This is a genomic window from Microvirga pakistanensis, from assembly GCF_004458765.1.
GTDB lineage: Bacteria > Pseudomonadota > Alphaproteobacteria > Rhizobiales > Beijerinckiaceae > Microvirga > Microvirga pakistanensis.
Genome location: NZ_SPJX01000012.1, coordinates 70,441 through 86,191, shown reverse-complemented (window position 1 = coordinate 86,191; position 15,751 = coordinate 70,441). Strand labels below are relative to the sequence as shown.

Annotated in this window: 14 protein-coding genes; 8 read left to right on the top strand and 6 right to left on the bottom strand. The window is 66.1% G+C overall.

The genetic code is table 11. The annotated features are described in order from the left end of the window. Positions 1-159 precede the first annotated feature (159 nt). The gene (gene tyrS, locus E4K09_RS00445; protein WP_134494179.1) at positions 160-1,410 is read left to right on the top strand and encodes a tyrosine--tRNA ligase; all 1,251 of its coding nucleotides are present in this window, start codon (positions 160-162) and stop codon (positions 1,408-1,410) included. Between the two features lie 82 nt (positions 1,411-1,492). On the opposite strand, the gene E4K09_RS00440 is transcribed toward tyrS, so the two are convergent. From E4K09_RS00440 to E4K09_RS00420, 5 genes are all read right to left on the bottom strand, one after another. Beyond that, positions 1,493-2,941, bottom strand: a complete 1,449-nt coding sequence (locus tag E4K09_RS00440) for a chromosome partitioning protein ParA (protein WP_134494177.1) — start codon at positions 2,939-2,941, stop codon at positions 1,493-1,495. A gap of 173 nt (positions 2,942-3,114) precedes the next feature. Continuing rightward, complete coding sequence (gene glcF / locus E4K09_RS00435) at positions 3,115-4,470, bottom strand: glycolate oxidase subunit GlcF (RefSeq protein ID WP_134494175.1); 1,356 nt, start codon at positions 4,468-4,470, stop codon at positions 3,115-3,117. Between the two features lie 9 nt (positions 4,471-4,479). Continuing rightward, the gene (locus E4K09_RS00430; protein ID WP_134494173.1) at positions 4,480-5,094 is read right to left on the bottom strand and encodes a DUF2585 domain-containing protein; all 615 of its coding nucleotides are present in this window, start codon (positions 5,092-5,094) and stop codon (positions 4,480-4,482) included. Between the two features lies 1 nt (position 5,095). Next, positions 5,096-6,283, bottom strand: coding sequence for an FAD-binding protein (locus E4K09_RS00425; RefSeq protein WP_134494171.1), 1,188 nt, complete (start codon positions 6,281-6,283; stop codon positions 5,096-5,098). Continuing rightward, a complete protein-coding gene (locus tag E4K09_RS00420; protein WP_134494169.1) occupies positions 6,280-7,713 on the bottom strand; it encodes an FAD-linked oxidase C-terminal domain-containing protein in 1,434 nt (477 codons plus the stop codon). Before E4K09_RS00420 ends, E4K09_RS00425 begins: the two co-directional genes overlap by 4 nt. A 140-nt stretch (positions 7,714-7,853) precedes the next feature. On the opposite strand from E4K09_RS00420, the gene E4K09_RS00415 reads away from it, so the two are divergent. The 7 genes from E4K09_RS00415 (at position 7,854) to bfr (ending at position 12,718) form a co-directional block, all read left to right on the top strand. Then, positions 7,854-8,243: a c-type cytochrome gene (locus E4K09_RS00415; RefSeq protein WP_134494167.1), complete on the top strand. Its 390-nt coding sequence runs from the start codon at positions 7,854-7,856 to the stop codon at positions 8,241-8,243. Continuing rightward, on the top strand, positions 8,240-9,034 hold the full coding sequence (locus tag E4K09_RS00410) for a (Fe-S)-binding protein (protein ID WP_134494165.1): 795 nt from the start codon (positions 8,240-8,242) through the stop codon (positions 9,032-9,034). The genes E4K09_RS00415 and E4K09_RS00410 overlap by 4 nt, the downstream gene beginning before the upstream one ends. Before the next feature lie 7 nt (positions 9,035-9,041). Continuing rightward, positions 9,042-10,475: a LutB/LldF family L-lactate oxidation iron-sulfur protein gene (locus E4K09_RS00405; RefSeq protein WP_134494163.1), complete on the top strand. Its 1,434-nt coding sequence runs from the start codon at positions 9,042-9,044 to the stop codon at positions 10,473-10,475. Next, positions 10,472-11,143 carry a LutC/YkgG family protein gene (locus E4K09_RS00400; protein ID WP_134494161.1) on the top strand — a complete coding sequence of 224 codons (672 nt, stop codon included), beginning with the start codon at positions 10,472-10,474 and terminating at the stop codon, positions 11,141-11,143. The genes E4K09_RS00405 and E4K09_RS00400 overlap by 4 nt, the downstream gene beginning before the upstream one ends. A 62-nt stretch (positions 11,144-11,205) precedes the next feature. Further along, positions 11,206-11,775: a putative glycolipid-binding domain-containing protein gene (locus E4K09_RS00395; protein WP_134494159.1), complete on the top strand. Its 570-nt coding sequence runs from the start codon at positions 11,206-11,208 to the stop codon at positions 11,773-11,775. A gap of 119 nt (positions 11,776-11,894) precedes the next feature. After that, a complete protein-coding gene (locus E4K09_RS00390; RefSeq protein WP_134494157.1) occupies positions 11,895-12,152 on the top strand; it encodes a (2Fe-2S)-binding protein in 258 nt (85 codons plus the stop codon). 80 nt (positions 12,153-12,232) lie between these two features. Further along, complete coding sequence (gene bfr / locus E4K09_RS00385; protein WP_134494155.1) at positions 12,233-12,718, top strand: bacterioferritin; 486 nt, start codon at positions 12,233-12,235, stop codon at positions 12,716-12,718. Between the two features lie 110 nt (positions 12,719-12,828). On the opposite strand, the gene E4K09_RS00380 is transcribed toward bfr, so the two are convergent. Further along, positions 12,829-15,552: a bifunctional acetate--CoA ligase family protein/GNAT family N-acetyltransferase gene (locus tag E4K09_RS00380; RefSeq protein WP_134494153.1), complete on the bottom strand. Its 2,724-nt coding sequence runs from the start codon at positions 15,550-15,552 to the stop codon at positions 12,829-12,831. Positions 15,553-15,751 lie beyond the last annotated feature (199 nt).

The window sequence follows — 15,751 nt, the reverse complement described above, 5'->3', positions numbered from 1 at the left end:
ATCACAGGCCACACCATCTTCGTCAGCTATTATACGCCGTCCCCATAGGGCGGCTGCGTTTGGTTGCGACCTTACGATCCATGCCGCCGCATGCCGGCGGCGTTTTCATTTTGGGATCGGTCTCCGGTCTGCGGCTTTCCCCAAGCCCAGGAGACTCTGATGACCCAGCCCGGATCGACCTTTCTGAAGACGCTCACCGAACGCGGCTTCGTTCACCAATGCACCGATATCGCAGCCCTCGACGAGGCGCTCTGCGCGGGTCCCATTGCGGCCTATGTCGGCTTCGATGCCACGGCGGACAGCCTCCATGCCGGCAGCCTCGTCCAAATCATGGTGCTGCGATGGCTGCAGAAGACGGGACACAAGCCCATCATCCTGATGGGCGGCGGCACGACGCAGCTCGGCGATCCGAGCTTCCGCGACACCAGCCGCCCTCTGCTGAGCGATGAGCAGATCGCGCAGAACAGCGCCGGGATCAGGAAGGTGTTCTCGCAATACCTCACCTTCGGTGACGGGCCAACCGATGCGGTGATGGTGGACAATGCGGACTGGCTCGATCCCCTGCGTTACCTGCCGTTCCTGCGCGAGTTCGGCACGCATTTCACGATCAACCGCATGCTCAGTTTCGACAGCGTGCGCCAGCGGCTCGAGCGCGAACAGCCTCTGACGCTGCTGGAGTTCAACTACATGGTGCTGCAGGCCTTCGATTTCCTGGAGCTGTCGCGTCGTCATTCCTGCGTGCTGCAGATGGGCGGATCGGATCAGTGGGGCAACATCGTCAACGGCATCGAGCTGGCCCGCCGCATCGACCAGCGGCAGCTCTTCGGCCTGACCACGCCGCTTCTGACCACCTCGTCGGGAACCAAGATGGGCAAAACGGCGGGCGGCACCGTCTGGCTCAACGGCGATCGTCTCCCGCCTTACGAGTTCTGGCAGTTCTGGCGCAACACCGAGGACGACGACGTGGCGCGCTTCCTTCGCCTCTTCACCGAATTGCCGCTCGACGAGGTGCAGCGCCTGGCTCGGTTGCAGGGAGCCGAGATCAACGAAGCGAAGGAAATCCTTGCAACCGAAGTGACGCGCCTCGCCCATGGCGAGGATGCAGCCCGCGAAGCCGCGGAGACGGCGCACCGCGCTTTCTCGGATCATACGGTGGCGCAAGGATTGCCCAGCATCGAAATCCCGAGCGTGGATCTGGACGCTGGCACTCCTCTGGCGGCGCTCCTTCACCTGGCAGGGCTTGCCGCATCGCGCAGCGAGGCGCGTCGTTTGATCAAGGGGGGCGGAGCCAAGCTGAACGGAGCGCCCATCACGGACGAGAGCGCCCTCGCAAGGGGGACTGATCTGCGCGATGGCGTGCTCGTGCTGAGCGCCGGCCGTAAGCGTCATGCGCTGGTGAGAGCCATCTAGGGGAGCGGAGACCGCCTTCTTTTCTTCTGCGGTCTTATGAGAGCAAGGGCCCCGGATCTGCACCGGGCCCTTGCTCGATTGACTACTCCGCTTCCGCGGACTTCAGGGGATGGACGTTCGTTTCGACCGCAACCGCCTCCTCGCCGAGGAGGCCTGCATCGTCCTCCTGCGCGTCGAGGCGGGTCTTCTTGCGCAGCGCGATGTACTTCTTCTGGATTTTGATGCGGCTCTCGCGGGCGATCTCGAGGGCGCCCTGCACGAGGGAGCGCTCGGCCTTCTCGTTCTGCAGCTCCTCCGTGAGGCGGCGATTGGCGGCCTCCAGCGTGTTGCGCTCCTGCTCGAAGCGCTTGGTGAGCTGATCGATCCGCTCGGAAAGGCTCGCCAGCTTGTTGTCGGAGCTCTCGATCTGGAAGTCCTTGGCGGCGATGGCCTTGTTGAGCATCTCGACACGCTCCTGCAGCTCGATCCGGGAGCGCTGGAGCTCGTTGACCATGGCCACCTGACGCTCGACCTCCTGCTGAGTCGCCTCGAGGCGACGGTCGAGGGTGTTCTTCTCGATGGTCGTTTCCTTGAGGTTGCGCTCGACGCCGCGCAGCGCCTCGTTCTTGTCGCGCAGCTGGTCGCGCGTGTGGGCGAGGATCTTGTCGGTGGCCGCAAGCCGCGAGTTGAGACCCTCGATCTTCATATCCAACGCCGAAAGGTCGGTCTGGTGCGAGGAGCGCTCGGAATCGAGCTGCGTCTCGAGCCGCTGGCGCAGCACCTGCTCGGCCATGAGCTTTGTCTCGAGCTCGGAGGCGCGCTGACGGGTAGCCTCGAGCTGGGTCTCGATCTCGCCGTAGCGGTTGGTCAGGCTGGAGAGTCGATAGTTCTGCTCCTCGGCCACCTTCTGCAGGCGTTTCACCTCATGGTCGAGGAGGCCGTTGCGCTCGCGGGTCTCGATCAGCTCGCGCTCGGCGCGGGCGACCGTCTGGTCGGCCTCCTGCGCCTCCAGGCGCAGGGCCTGGTTCTCTTCCGTGATGTTGCGGGCGCGCTCGGTCTCGATGGCAAGCTGGTTCTCGAGATCGGCGACCATCGCCTCCTTGTCCTTCACATTGAGGCGCAGATCCTCGATGTGGGATTCCTGCTCGCGGGTCTTGGACTCGGCCTTGCGCAGCTGGGACACCGTGGCGGCCAGGTCGTCCATGGCGCGGGCGTGCAGCGTGTTGAGATCGTACAGCTCGCGGCGAAGCGAAGCCGTGGTCTCGGTCTCCTGCTTGAGGACGGCCTCCGTCTCGAGCAGGCGCGACTGGAGCTGGGGATAGGAGCGGATGAGATCGCTCACCGGCTCGCTCAGGAGGGCGAAATCCTCCTTGAGGCTGCGGATCTCCTCCAGCCGGTCGATCATGTTGGCGAAGCGGACGCGGATCAGCTCGTTCTTCTGCCCCACTGAGTCGAGGCTGCCGTTGGGGCGCGCGATGATGGGCTCGGACCTCTCCTGGGGCGCGAGCGCAACGGCGGCCACGGGTGCCCCAGCGTCAGCCTGATGGGACAAAACGCCGATCCCCTCGTCCTGCGACTTCTTGCTGCCAAATCGGTTTCTGAAAGACGTCCAACCCGAAGACATGGTGCCGCCCCTTCACGCCTGCTCGTCATACCTGGGGCACCTTTTACCGCAGAGTCACCCCCGATGGAAACGAAATTTCATTTCGCTGAGCTGCGGCGGATTCACTCGGCCGCCAGGGACGCGGGCTGCGACAGGCGTTTCTGGAAACCCGCCTTTTCGAGGCTTTCCGGCAGCGGGCCGCCGGTGGCCCAGTCCAGAAGCTCGACCGTGTGGACGATCGGAATCTCGGTCCCCTTTCCGATCTGGGTCATGCAGCCGATATTGCCGGTGGCGATCAGGTCGGGCTTCGTGCGCTCGATATTGGCGACCTTCCGGGCTCTCAGCTGCGCGGCGATCTCGGGCTGGAGCAGGTTGTAGGTGCCGGCCGAGCCGCAGCAGATATGGCCTTCCGGCACATCCTTGACCACGAAGCCCGCCTTCTTCAGCAGGGTCTTGGGTTCCGTGCGGATGGCTTGGCCGTGCTGCATGGAACAGGCGGAATGATAGGCGACCACCAGGTCGGTCTCCCGCACCGGATCCGAGAGGTCGAGGGTCATGGCGTATTCGGCGATGTCCTTGGCGATCGCCGAGACCCGGGCCGCCTTCTCGGCATAATCCGGGTCGTCCCGGAACATGAACCCGTAATCCTTGATCGTGGTGCCGCAGCCGGACGCGGTGATGACGATGGCGTCCAGGCCCTCACCGTCCATCTCGGCGATCCACGCGTCGATGTTGCGCTTGGCGAATGCGTGGCCCTGCCGGTCGCGTCCCATGTGGTGAACGAGCGCGCCGCAGCACCCCTCCCCCTTCGGCTGCACGACCTCGACGCCGTGCCGGTTGAGCAGGCGGATGGCGGCCTCGTTGAAGCCTGGCTTGAGCACCGGCTGGGCGCAGCCGGAAAGGATGGCCACGCGGGCGCGGCGCTCCCCTTCGGCCGCGAACGTGCGGGGATCGCCCAGGGGCGAACGGGGCGGCATCCGGGTGGGCGCGAGCTCGATCATGGCCTTCAGCCGGCTGCCCATGAAAGGCAGCGCGCCGATCAGTCCCTTGAGGGGTCTGGCGAGCAAGGCGGCCCCGATGGCGACGCGGAAGCGGTTCGGATAGGGCAGAACCCGCGCCAGCAGCCCGCGCAGGAAGCGATCATGCCCGGGCCGCGTATAGGTGGCTTCGATATAAGAGCGGGCATGGTCGACGAGGTGCATGTAATGCACGCCCGACGGACAGGTGGTCATGCAGGACAGGCAGGACAGGCAGCGGTCGATATGCTTCACCACCTCAGGCGAGGCGGGCTTGCCGCTCTCCAGCATGTCCTTGATGAGATAGATGCGCCCCCGTGGCGAGTCGAGCTCGTCGCCGAGAAGCAGATAGGTCGGGCATGTGGCCGTGCAGAACCCGCAATGGACGCAGGTGCGCAGGATCTTCTCCGACGAGGCCATCGCCGGGTTTTCGAGCTGCTCGGGCGTGAAATTGGTTTGCATCGTTTTATCTCAGACCGCCGATTGCCACTGGTTGATCGCCTCGATCGGATGGATCAGCATGATGATGTTCAAGGCCAGATTGTCGTGGATCCAGTACCCGACGAACAGCTCCATCAGCACGGCCACCGCGATGGTCAGCCAGATCGGGAGAGTTCGGGCGAGAGAGAACCCGAGGATCATGGCAAAAATATCCGAAACCGAGTTGATGACGCTGTCGCCGTAATAGTCGAGGGCGATATTCGTCGCACGATAGCGCTCGATCACCATGTCGGTGTTCTCGAGGATCTCCCACGCGGCCTCCACGCCGATGGCGAGGAGCAGCGCGGCGCCGAACGGCAGCGGCTTTCCGGGCAAGCGGCCGATGAGCCATGCGCCGCAATAGAACAGGAATCCGTGAATGACGTGCGAGGGGGTGTACCAGTCCGTCAGGTGCTGCGAGTTGCCGGAATCGCGCACCACGCCGTGCCAGAGCTCCACGGTGCCGCAGGTGCAGATCGGCGTGCGGCCCATGGCGTAGAGGATCACGGCGGTGGCCGCAACGAGCGCGAGAGCCACGAGGGCATAGGCGGCAGGCGGCAGGCCGCTCCTGCCGGCGGCGGATTCCATCGCGGCGGCGCCGGACATCTCAGACCCCCGCATACATCCGGCCCGGATTGAGGATCCCGGCGGGATCGAGGGAGGCCTTGATGCCTTTCGTGAGCGTCATCAGCGTCTCGCCCTGCGGCTCGAAGACATCCACGGCAGAGCGGGTTTCGGCCGGGGCGCGCACGAGCGTCGCATGGCCGCCGAGCGCTTGCGTCGCCTCGCGCAGGACGGAGGCTCCCGCGTCGCCGTCGACCGGCGTCGAGATCCAGACGAGGCCGCCGCCCCAGTCGTAGAACCATTGCGCATCGAGCGCCTCGGCGATGCGCTTGGTGAGGTCCGGCCCCTTCATGGGCGCCGTCGAGACGCGCCAGATCGCCCGGCCGGCGCCATCGGTCAGCACGGTCGCGTCGCGCAGCGACTGCCAGACGGCCTCCGCGCCCCGGCCCTCCAGGATGTCCGTGGAGCCGCCGAAGCGCTTGAGCAGGCGGCGCAGTTCGCCGAGGCGGTAATCGACCGACACGGAGAACCCTTCGAGCCGGATCAGCGTGCTCGCCCCCTGCCGGTTGCGCGCCGGGATATGGGCGGCGCCCGTGATGTCGAAGGGCGAGCCGAGCGCCTGCGAGAGCGCCTCGATGGCGCGATCGTCCTTGAGGCCGCGCAGCACCAGCGTCACCATGCGCTCCTGTTTGGGCAGCACCTTGAAGGTGACCTCGGTGAGGAAGCCGAGCGTGCCCCAGGAGCCCGCCATGAGCTTCACGAGATCGAGGCCGGTGACGTTCTTCATGACGCGGCCGCCGGATTTCACCACCTCGCCGCGACCGTTGACGAAGCGCACGCCGATGAGGCTGTCGCGCGCGGCCCCGGCCATGATGCGCCGCGGACCGGAGAGGTTCATGGCCGCCACCGCCCCGATGGTGGGCTCGCCCCCGGTACCGAGCAGCGGGCGGTAATCCATGGGCTCGAAGGGAAGTTCCTGTCCCTTCCCAGCGAGAGTGCGCACCACCTCGGAGACGGGCGTGCCGCTGCGGGCGGAGATCACCATCTCGGCGGGCTCGTAGAGCGTGACGCCGGTCAGCGCAGCCGACGAGATCGAAGCGTCCGTCTGGTTGGGACGGCCCATCTCGGCTTTCGTGTTACTGCCGGAGAGGCTGAGCAGAATGCCCTTCTCGGAAGCGTCGCGAATGATCGCGGAGGCGTCCTGCTCGTCGCGGGGGAGATGGGTTGTCACGCGGCGAGCCTTCCTTCGAGGGGGAACACCTTGGCGGGGTTGAGCAGCCAGAGCGGATCGAACACGCCGCGCACGCGCATCTGCTGCGCGAGATCGGCCTCGTTGAACTGGCAGGTCATGAGATCGCGCTTCTCGATGCCGACGCCGTGCTCGCCGGTCAGGCAGCCGCCGACCTCCACGCAGAGCCTGAGAATGTCCTCGCCGGCCTTCTCGGCCTTCTCCATCTCGCCGGGCACGTTGGTGTTGAACATGACGAGCGGATGCAGGTTGCCGTCGCCCGCATGGAACACGTTGGCGACGCCCAGCCCGTAGGATTTCGCGATCTCGTCGATCCGCTTGAGCACGTGCGGCAACTGGCCCGTGGGGATCGTGCCGTCCATGCAGATGTAGTCGGCCACGCGGCCCGTCGCGCCGAAGGCCGACTTGCGGCCCTTCCAGATCGCGGCGCTCTCGGCTTCCGACTGCGAAACCTTCATGGTCTTCGGCCTGAAGGGTTCCGCGATCGCCACGATGCGCCGGAGCATGTCGTCGATCTCCTGGCCGGAGCCCTCCACCTCCACGATGAGCATGGCCTCCACGTCGAGCGGGTAGCCCGCATGGGCGAAGGCCTCGCAGATCTGGATGGCGGGCTTGTCCATGTATTCGAGCGCCACCGGGATGATGCCCGCGCCGATGATCGCCGCGACGCAGGCCCCCGCATCCTCCACCGACGCGAAACCGAAGAGCGCGGGACGCGCGCCCTCCGCCGCGCGAAGAATGCGCACCACCGCTTCGGTGACGACGCCGAGCTGCCCCTCCGAGCCGCAGACGAGGCCGAGCAGGTCGTAGCCCGGGCTGTCGAGATGCTCGCCGCCGATCTCCACCACCGTGCCGTCGAGCATCACCATCGTGACGCCCAAAAGGTTGTTGGTGGTCACGCCGTATTTCAGGCAATGCGCCCCGCCTGAATTCATGGCGATGTTGCCTGCGATCGTGCAGGCGAGCTGGCTCGACGGGTCAGGGGCGTAGAAGAAGCCCTCGTGCGACACCGCCTGGCTGATTCCAAGATTGGTGATGCCGGCCTGGACTCGCGCCGTGCGATTCTCGAAGCTGACGTCCAGCACCCGGTTCATCTTGGCGACCCCGAGGACGATGGCGTCCGGCTGGGGGATCGCGCCTCCGCACAGGGAGGTTCCCGCGCCGCGCGGCACCACCTTGACCCCATGCTCGTGACAGAACCGCAGGACGGCCGAGACCTCGTCCGTGGAGGAGGGCAGCACCACGGCCAGCGGCATCTGCCGATAGGCGGTCAGGCCGTCGGTCTCGAAGGCCCGTCGCTCGTCCTCCGACACGATGAGGGCCTCCGGCGCGACAAGTCGCCCCAAACCCTCGATGATCTCCTTGCGGCGGGCCAGCACGGCCTCGTCCGGCTTGGGAAATGCGATGGTCATGGCACCCTCCCTGGGCGTTTTTTCCGATTGCTTGCGCAGCATGGCTGCCTTTTCGAGATACGGTAGCTGGCCTTGCGAGATATTTCCAATAATGTAGAGCCTCTCTAAGGTGGGGCCCCTATCCAGCAAAGGAGTTTTTGATGCGTTCCTTGGTTCTCTCTGCCGCCCTCCTGCTCGTGGGGCTCACCCAGGCCCAGGCCCAGGACGCCGCCGCCGGCGAGAAGGTGTTCGCGCAGTGCCGCGCCTGCCACCAGGTCGGCCCGAACGCCAAAAATGCGGTCGGGCCTCACCTGAACGGCCTCATCGGCCGCGCCGCCGGATCGGTCGAAGGTTATAACTATTCGCCCGCCAACAAGAATTCCGGACTCACCTGGGACGAAGCGACCTTCCGCGAATACATCCAGAACCCGAAGGCCAAGGTCCCGGGCACCAAAATGATCTATGCGGGCCTCAAGGACGAGCAGAGGATCAACGATCTTGTTGCCTACCTGAAGCAGTTCGACGCCCAGGGGCAAAAGGCCACTCAATGAGCGCTCTGCCTTCCAGCCGGCCCGGGACACCCCGTGTCGGCCTTTTCGTGACCTGCCTCGTCGACCTGATGCGTCCCTCCGTGGGTTTCGCGGCCGTCAAGCTCCTGGAGGATGCGGGCTGCATCGTCGAGGCGCCCGTTCAGACCTGCTGCGGCCAGCCCGCCTACAACTCGGGCGACCGGGGCACCACCCGCGACCTAGCCATGCGGATGATCGAAACCTTCCAGGGCTTCGACTACGTGGTGGCCCCCTCGGGCTCCTGCGCCGGGATGATTAGGAAACATTATCCGGAGCTGTTCGAAGAGGACCCGAACTGGCGCGCCAAGGCGAGCGCGCTCGCGGCCAAGACCTTCGAGTTGACGAGCTTCCTGGTGGACGTGCTCGGCGTCACGCATGTCGACGCGACCTTCCAAGGAGCCGTCACCTACCACGATTCCTGCTCGGGCCTCCGGGAGCTGGGGGTGAAGACCCAGCCGCGCCTGCTCCTGTCGGGCGTGAAGGGCCTCACCCTCGTCGAGATGAACGACAGCGACGTGTGCTGCGGCTTCGGCGGAACCTTCGCGGTGAAGTACAGCGACATCTCCAGCTCCATCGTCGACGCCAAGGCCAAGAACGTGGAAGCCGCGCATGCCCAGACCCTTCTGGCGGGCGATCTCGGCTGCCTCATGAACATGGCCGGCAAGCTCAGCCGCGACGGCAGGCCCGTCGAGGTGCGGCACGTGGCCGAGGTTCTCGCCAACATGACGGACGAGCCGGCCATCGGCCTCGCCAAGGACGCGGCGCACAAGTAAAAGAACCATGACCGTTCACACCACGTCTCCCCAATTCAAGCAGAACGCCACCCGCGCGCTGCACGATGTCCAGCTGCAGAAAGCGCTGAACAACGTGAAGCAGGGCTTCATCGACAAGCGGCAGGCCGCGGCCGACAAGCTGCCCGAATTCGAGGCCCTGCGGGATTCCGCGCGCGACATCAAGAACCACACGCTCGAACATCTCGACCTGTACCTCGAGGCGTACGAGGCGAAGGTGAAGGCCTCCGGCGGCCACGTGCATTTTGCCCGCAACGCGGACGAGGCGCGCGAGATCATCCTGAAGATCTGCCGCGAGGCCGGCGCCAAGACCGTGACCAAGGGCAAGTCGATGATCTCCGAGGAAATCGGGATCAACCACTACCTGGAAGCCAACGGGATCACGCCGGTCGAGACGGATCTGGGCGAATACATCATCCAGCTGCGCAACGAGCTGCCGAGCCACATCATCGCGCCCGCCGTGCACCTGAACGCAAGCCAGGTCGAGCAGGATTTCCGGCGCGTCCACACGCATCTCGACGCCAAGCGCGACCTCTCCGAGCCCGTGCAGCTACTCACCGAAGCGCGCGCCGTGCTGCGCGAGCGGTTCCTGGCGGCGGATGTGGGCATCACGGGGGCGAACTTCCTGGTGGCCGAGACCGGCACGTCGATCATCGTCACCAACGAAGGCAACGGCGACCTGACGCAGATCCTGCCGAAGACGCACGTAGTTCTCGCGTCCATCGAGAAGCTTGTGCCGACGCTCGAGGACGTGAGCCAGCTCCTGCGCGTTCTCGCGCGTTCGGCCACGGGCCAGGAGATGTCGGTCTACACGACCTTCTCGACCGGCCCGCGCCGCCCTGGCGATGCGGACGGCCCTGAGAACTACCACGTGGTGCTGATCGACAACGGGCGCTCCTCCATGCTCGGCACGAGCTTCGAGGAGATGCTGCGCTGCATCCGCTGCGGCGCGTGCATGAACCATTGCCCGGTCTATCACGCGGTGGGCGGACATGCCTATGGCTGGGTCTATCCCGGCCCCATGGGCGCGGTGCTCACGCCGTCGCTCATCGGCGTCGACAAGGCCGGGCACCTGCCCAACGCCTCCACCTTCTGCGGCCGCTGCGAGAGCGTGTGCCCCGTGCGCATTCCGCTGCCCAAGCTCATGCGCCACTGGCGCGAGCGGGAATTCGAGCGGCACCTCACCCCCGCCTCGGTCCGTTCCGGACTGAACCTCTGGGGCTTCTTCGCCAAGCGCCCTGCCCTCTACCGGTTCGCCACCCGCGCCGCCATGGCGACCCTCGGCTTCGCCGGGCGCCGGCGCGGCCGCTTCTCCTGGCTGCCGCTCGCCAAGGGATGGACGAAGCACCGGGACTTCCCTGCCCCGCAGGGCGAGACGTTCCAGGCGCGCTGGCAGCGCGAGCGCAGCAGGAGGACCGCATGAGCGCCCGCGACGACATCTTGGCCGGCATCCGCCGCTCGCTCGGCGTGAAGGGCAGTGAAGCCATCCGCCGGCAGATCGTGCAGGACCGGCTGGAGCGTGCGCCGAGGGGCGTGGTCCCCGCGCGCGGACAGGTCTCCGGCGAGGAGCGCGTCGGTCTGTTCAAGACCATGGCGGAGGCCTCGCTCGCCACCGTCACGGAAGTCGGCTCCCCCGGGGAGGTGCCGCAATCCATCGCGTTGTTCCTGCGCAACCACAATCTGCCTGCGACCCTGCGCATGGGGGACGACCCGCGCCTGCAGGCGATGCCCTGGAGCGACACGACGCTGGAGATCTCGCACGGCCCGAGCGGGGGCGGCGACCTCAATGCCGTCAGCCACGCCTTCGGCGGCGTGGCCGAGACCGGCACGCTCGCCATGATCTCGGGACCGGAGAACCCCTCCACCCTCAACTTCCTGCCCGACAACCACATCATCGTCGTGTCGGCGAAGGACATCACGAGCGACTACGAGTCCGTGTGGAACCGCGTGCGCTTCTCCTTCGGCAAGGGCGGCATGCCGCGCACGGTGAACTGGATCACGGGCCCCTCCCGATCCGGCGACATCGAGCAGACCCTGCTGCTCGGCGCTCACGGTCCCCGGAGGCTGCACGTGATCGTCGTGCGGGAGTAACAGCGGGCTCGAAAAAGCGGCGGGATGGCATATTCTCTCCCTTGCTCAGCTTGGAGGCCGCCATGCCCGCCCGCCCCCTGATCTTCCGCACGCTCCGCTGGTCGGCCTGGGACGGCTGCGCGGCCGGCATGGAACAGGCCGACGTGCGCCCTGCCGATGGGGGCCTCACGATCTCAGGGGTCGTCATCGGCCAGGAGGACGGAGCGAAGTTCGGCCTGCATTACCGCCTCAGAGTGGATTCCGCCTGGCGAACCAGGAGCGTCCATCTTCAGACCACGTCCGGACAGGTGCTGGACCTGGAGAGCAACGGGCAGGGAAGCTGGAGCGAGAACGGCAAGTCCCGGCCGGATCTGCAGGGCTGCCTCGACGTGGACATCCAGGCGACGCCGCTGACCAACACCCTGCCGATCCGCCGGCTCGAATGGAGGGCCGGAGCCGCCGCCGAGATCCGCCTCTGCTACATCGCCGTTCCGGACCTGGCCGTCTCCCCGCAGAGCCAGCGCTACACCGCCCTCGCACCGGGCTCCCGCTACCGTTTCGAGAGCCTCGACAGCGGCTTCGAGGCCGAGCTGCCCGTGGACGAGGACGGCTTCGTCCTGGATTATCCGAGCCTCTTCCGGCGCCTGGGCTGACGACAGCCTCTCTCCCGCTGTGGCATCTGGGCGCGCCAAACACTCTGGCGCCCGGTCGGGAATTCATGTAAGTGTTTGAAATCAAACATTGTTTTTAATAGTTCTAAACTAGAAATCCCATGATCGTCTGCTCCTGCAACATCCTCTCCGACGGCGATGTGAAGGCCTGTCTCAAGCCGGGGCCGGGCTGCCCGCGCACGCCCGCGCAGGTCTATCGCTGCCTGGGCTGCAGCCCCAATTGCGGACGCTGCGCCCGCACGATCCGGGACATCATGGACAAGGCGCTGGCCGATGCGGGAGCGGAGCCGGCGGCCTCCTGCCAGCGGGGCTGCTGCCCCGCTTCCCTCGAAAAAGTGGCCGCCGAGCCGCATCTTTGAACAATGGGGGTTCCACCCTAGTTCATAAATCCTCTAAAGAAGGTCCGACGTTTTTGTCGCCGTTTTGATGTGAGGATAGGATGAAGGGTGATCCGAAAGTTATCGAGTATCTCAATCGCGGCCTGCGCAGCGAGCTGACGGCGGTCAACCAGTACTGGCTGCATTACCGGCTCCTCGACGATTGGGGATACAAGGAACTCGCCAAGACGTGGCGCAAGGAATCCATCGAGGAGATGCACCACGCCGACCGCTTCATCGAACGCATCATCTTCCTCGAGGGCTTCGCCAACCTGCAGGTGCTCGATCCGCTCCGCATCGGCCAGAACATCCAGGAGATTCTCGAATCGGATCTCGCGGCCGAATACGACGCCCGCAATCTCTACGGCGAGGCCGCCGCTTATTGCGACAGCATCGGCGACCGCGTGTCGAAGAACCTCTTCGAAGAGCTGATGGCCGACGAGGAAGGCCACATCGACTTCCTGGAGACCCAGCTCAACCTCGTCGAGCAGATCGGCGTCGAGCTCTACGCCCAGAAGCATATCGGCGGACTCGACGACGATCATTAAGATTCGAGCCTGACGATCCGTCATGCCATGGCCCGCTTAAGAAGCGGGCCATTTACGTTTAGATGCCTCGGATTGATCCCAAAAGCGGGCCCACTTTTGGGTCCGATGCTTTAGACGGCATCGGCCAGCTTGCCGGGCTCTTCGATGGACGCGATGGGGAGTGTCACCAGGCGCAGCTCCGGATCGTCCGGATCGATGCGCACCGAGAAGCCGAGGCTGCGGCACATGTCGAGCATCGTGGTGTTTTCCCGCAGGACCTGCCCGTCGATCTCGTGCAAGCCCTCCACCTTGGCCCATTCGATCATCAGGCGCATGAGGATCCAGCCCAGGCCGAGCCCCTTGAGGTCGGAGCGCAGGAGAATGCCGTATTCGCCCGTCTCGTGGTTCGCGTCGGCGTGGAGGCGAACCGCTCCCATCATCTCGCCGGTCTGTTCGTCGAAGGCCACGAACGCGATGGCGCGGGCGTAGTCGAGCTGCGTGAGCCGCGCCAGGAAGGTGTGGCTGAAATCGCGGACCGGCGCGAAGAAGCGCAGGCGCAGATCCTCCGGCGTGATCTTCTCGAAGAAGCGCCTGAACTCCTCCTCGTCCTCCGGCCTGACGGGACGCACGAAGGCCCTGCGCCCGTTGCGCAGGGCGACGCTGCGCTCCCACTCCGCCGGATAGGGCCTGACGGCGAAGCGCGGGTGCCCGCTTCCCTTCTTCACCTCGGGCGCCACGAGCACGCGCGCGTCCACGGCGATCACGCCATCGTGGTCGGCGAGAAGCGGATTGATGTCGAGTTCGCGCACCTCGGGCACGTCCGCGGCAAGCTGCGCGAGCTTGACGAGGGTGAGCGCGATCGCGCGCTCGTCGGCGGCCGGAACGTCCCGGTAGGCCTTGAGCCGGCGCGACACCCGGGTGCGGGCGATGAGATCGTCCGCGAGCTTGAGATCGAGCGGCGGCAGGGCGAGCGCCCGGTCGTTGATGACCTCCACGGCGGTTCCGCCGCGCCCGAACAGCACGACCGGGCCGAAGGACGGATCGTCCGCGAGCCCCGCGATCAGCTCACGCGCTTTGGCTCGGCGCACCATGGGCTGAACCATGACGCCCGTGATCGAGGCGTCGGGCCGCAGGCGCGCGGCCCGCTCGAAGATGTCGGCGGCGGCTTTGCGCACCGATTCCTCCGTGGAGAGATCGAGCTGGACGCCGCCGATATCGGACTTGTGCACGATGTCGGGCGAGAGCACCTTCACGGCCACGCGCCCTCCTTGCGCAATGATGGGCCTTGCAGCGTCGACCGCCTCGTCCGGTGTTTTGGCCAGGGACACGGGTGCGGTCGGAATATCGTAGGCCCTGAGCAGCGCATCGACCTCGAGGGGATTGAGCCAGCGCCGGTCCTGGCGCAGAACCTCCGCGACGATCACGCGGGCGGCCTCCGGGTCCGGCGAGAAATCGTGGGGAAGGTTGTCGGGCGTCTCCATCAGCTCGGTCTGGGCCTCTCGGTACCGCACGAGCTGAAGGAAGCCGCGCACGGCGTCGGCTTCGGTCGCGTAATGCGGAACGCGCGCCGCTTCGAAGGCGCGGGCGGAATCCGGATCCTCGCCGATCCAGGCTGCGAAGACCGGCTTCTGCCGATACCCCTTGGCGCGGTGACGCTTGATCACGTCGGTGACCGCTCTCGCCACGTCGGCTGCGCCCGCGACCGCCGTCGGCACGTTCAGGATGAGGATCGCATCGTTCTCCGGATCGTCGAGCAGCGCTTCGAGGGCGCCTGCGTAACGGGCCGGATCGGCATCGCCGATGATGTCCACCGGATTGGCTTTCGACCATGTGGGCGGGAGAATGGCGTTCAGCTTGTCGAAGGTCGCCGGCGAAACGCCGGCCAGCGTTCCGCCCATGTCGACGAGGCGATCCGTGGCCAGGACGCCGACGCCGCCGCCATTGGTGAGCAGCGCAAGCCGGTTGCCGGGAAACGGCTTCTGCCGGCCGAGGGTCTCGGCCGCCGCGAAAAGCTGGTCGAGATCCAGAACGCGCAGCAGGCCCGCCCGGCGGAAAGCGGCGTCGTAGACGGCGTCGGAGCCCGCCAGGGCGCCGGTATGCGTGGCCGCCGCCTTCGCGCCCTGCGCATGGCGTCCGGCCTTGATCACCACCACGGGCTTGATGCGGGCAGCCGCACGGGCGGCCGACATGAACTTCTTCGCGTTCCCGATCGACTCGATGTAGAGCAGGATCGCGCGCGTGCCCGCATCGGCGGAAAAGAAGTCGAGGCAGTCGCTGAAATCCACGTCGACCTTGTCGCCCAGCGACACGATGGCGGAAAAGCCGACCTGCCGCTGCGCAGCCCATTCCACGAGCCCCACCGCAACCGCGCCCGATTGGGAGATGAGCGCCAGGTCCCCGGGCTTCGCGTCATGGGCCGCGAAGCTCGCGTTCATCCGCGCGCGGGGCGAAAGAACGCCGATGCAGTTCGGCCCGACGATGCGCAGGCCATGGCGCCGCGCCGCGAGCCTCACCTGATCGGACAGGGAATCTGATCCGTGGCCGAGACCGGCGGTGGCGATGATGGCGGCAGCCACGCTCCTCCGGCCCGCATCCTCGACCACGTCCAGCACGTTGGGGGGCGGCACGGCGATCACGACGAGATCCGGCGTTTCGGGAAGCCTCGCGATCGACGCGAAACAGGGCCGCCCCTCGATCTCCTCATGGTGCGGATTGACCGGATAGAGCGCCCCGGGAAAGCCGCCCTGAATCAGGTTTCTCAGGAAGGTCAGCCCCAGCGAGCCCGGACGCGGGCTGGCCCCCACGACCGCGATGGACCGGGGCGAGAGCAACGTGTCGAGGCGATAGGTGGACATGAACGATCCTTCGTCCCGCGCGTGCCTGGGGAGCGGTTCCCCAAAACTAATGTCTAAAGTCGGAGGGTCAAATGTCCCGGATCAAACACCCATCGGAGGCATGCACGGCCAGGGAGCAGCCAATCGTGCTCGGCACTTCATTCCGGCGAGCCACATCCGCAGGTCCTGTCCATCGAAGCACAAGACCGAACGCAAGGCG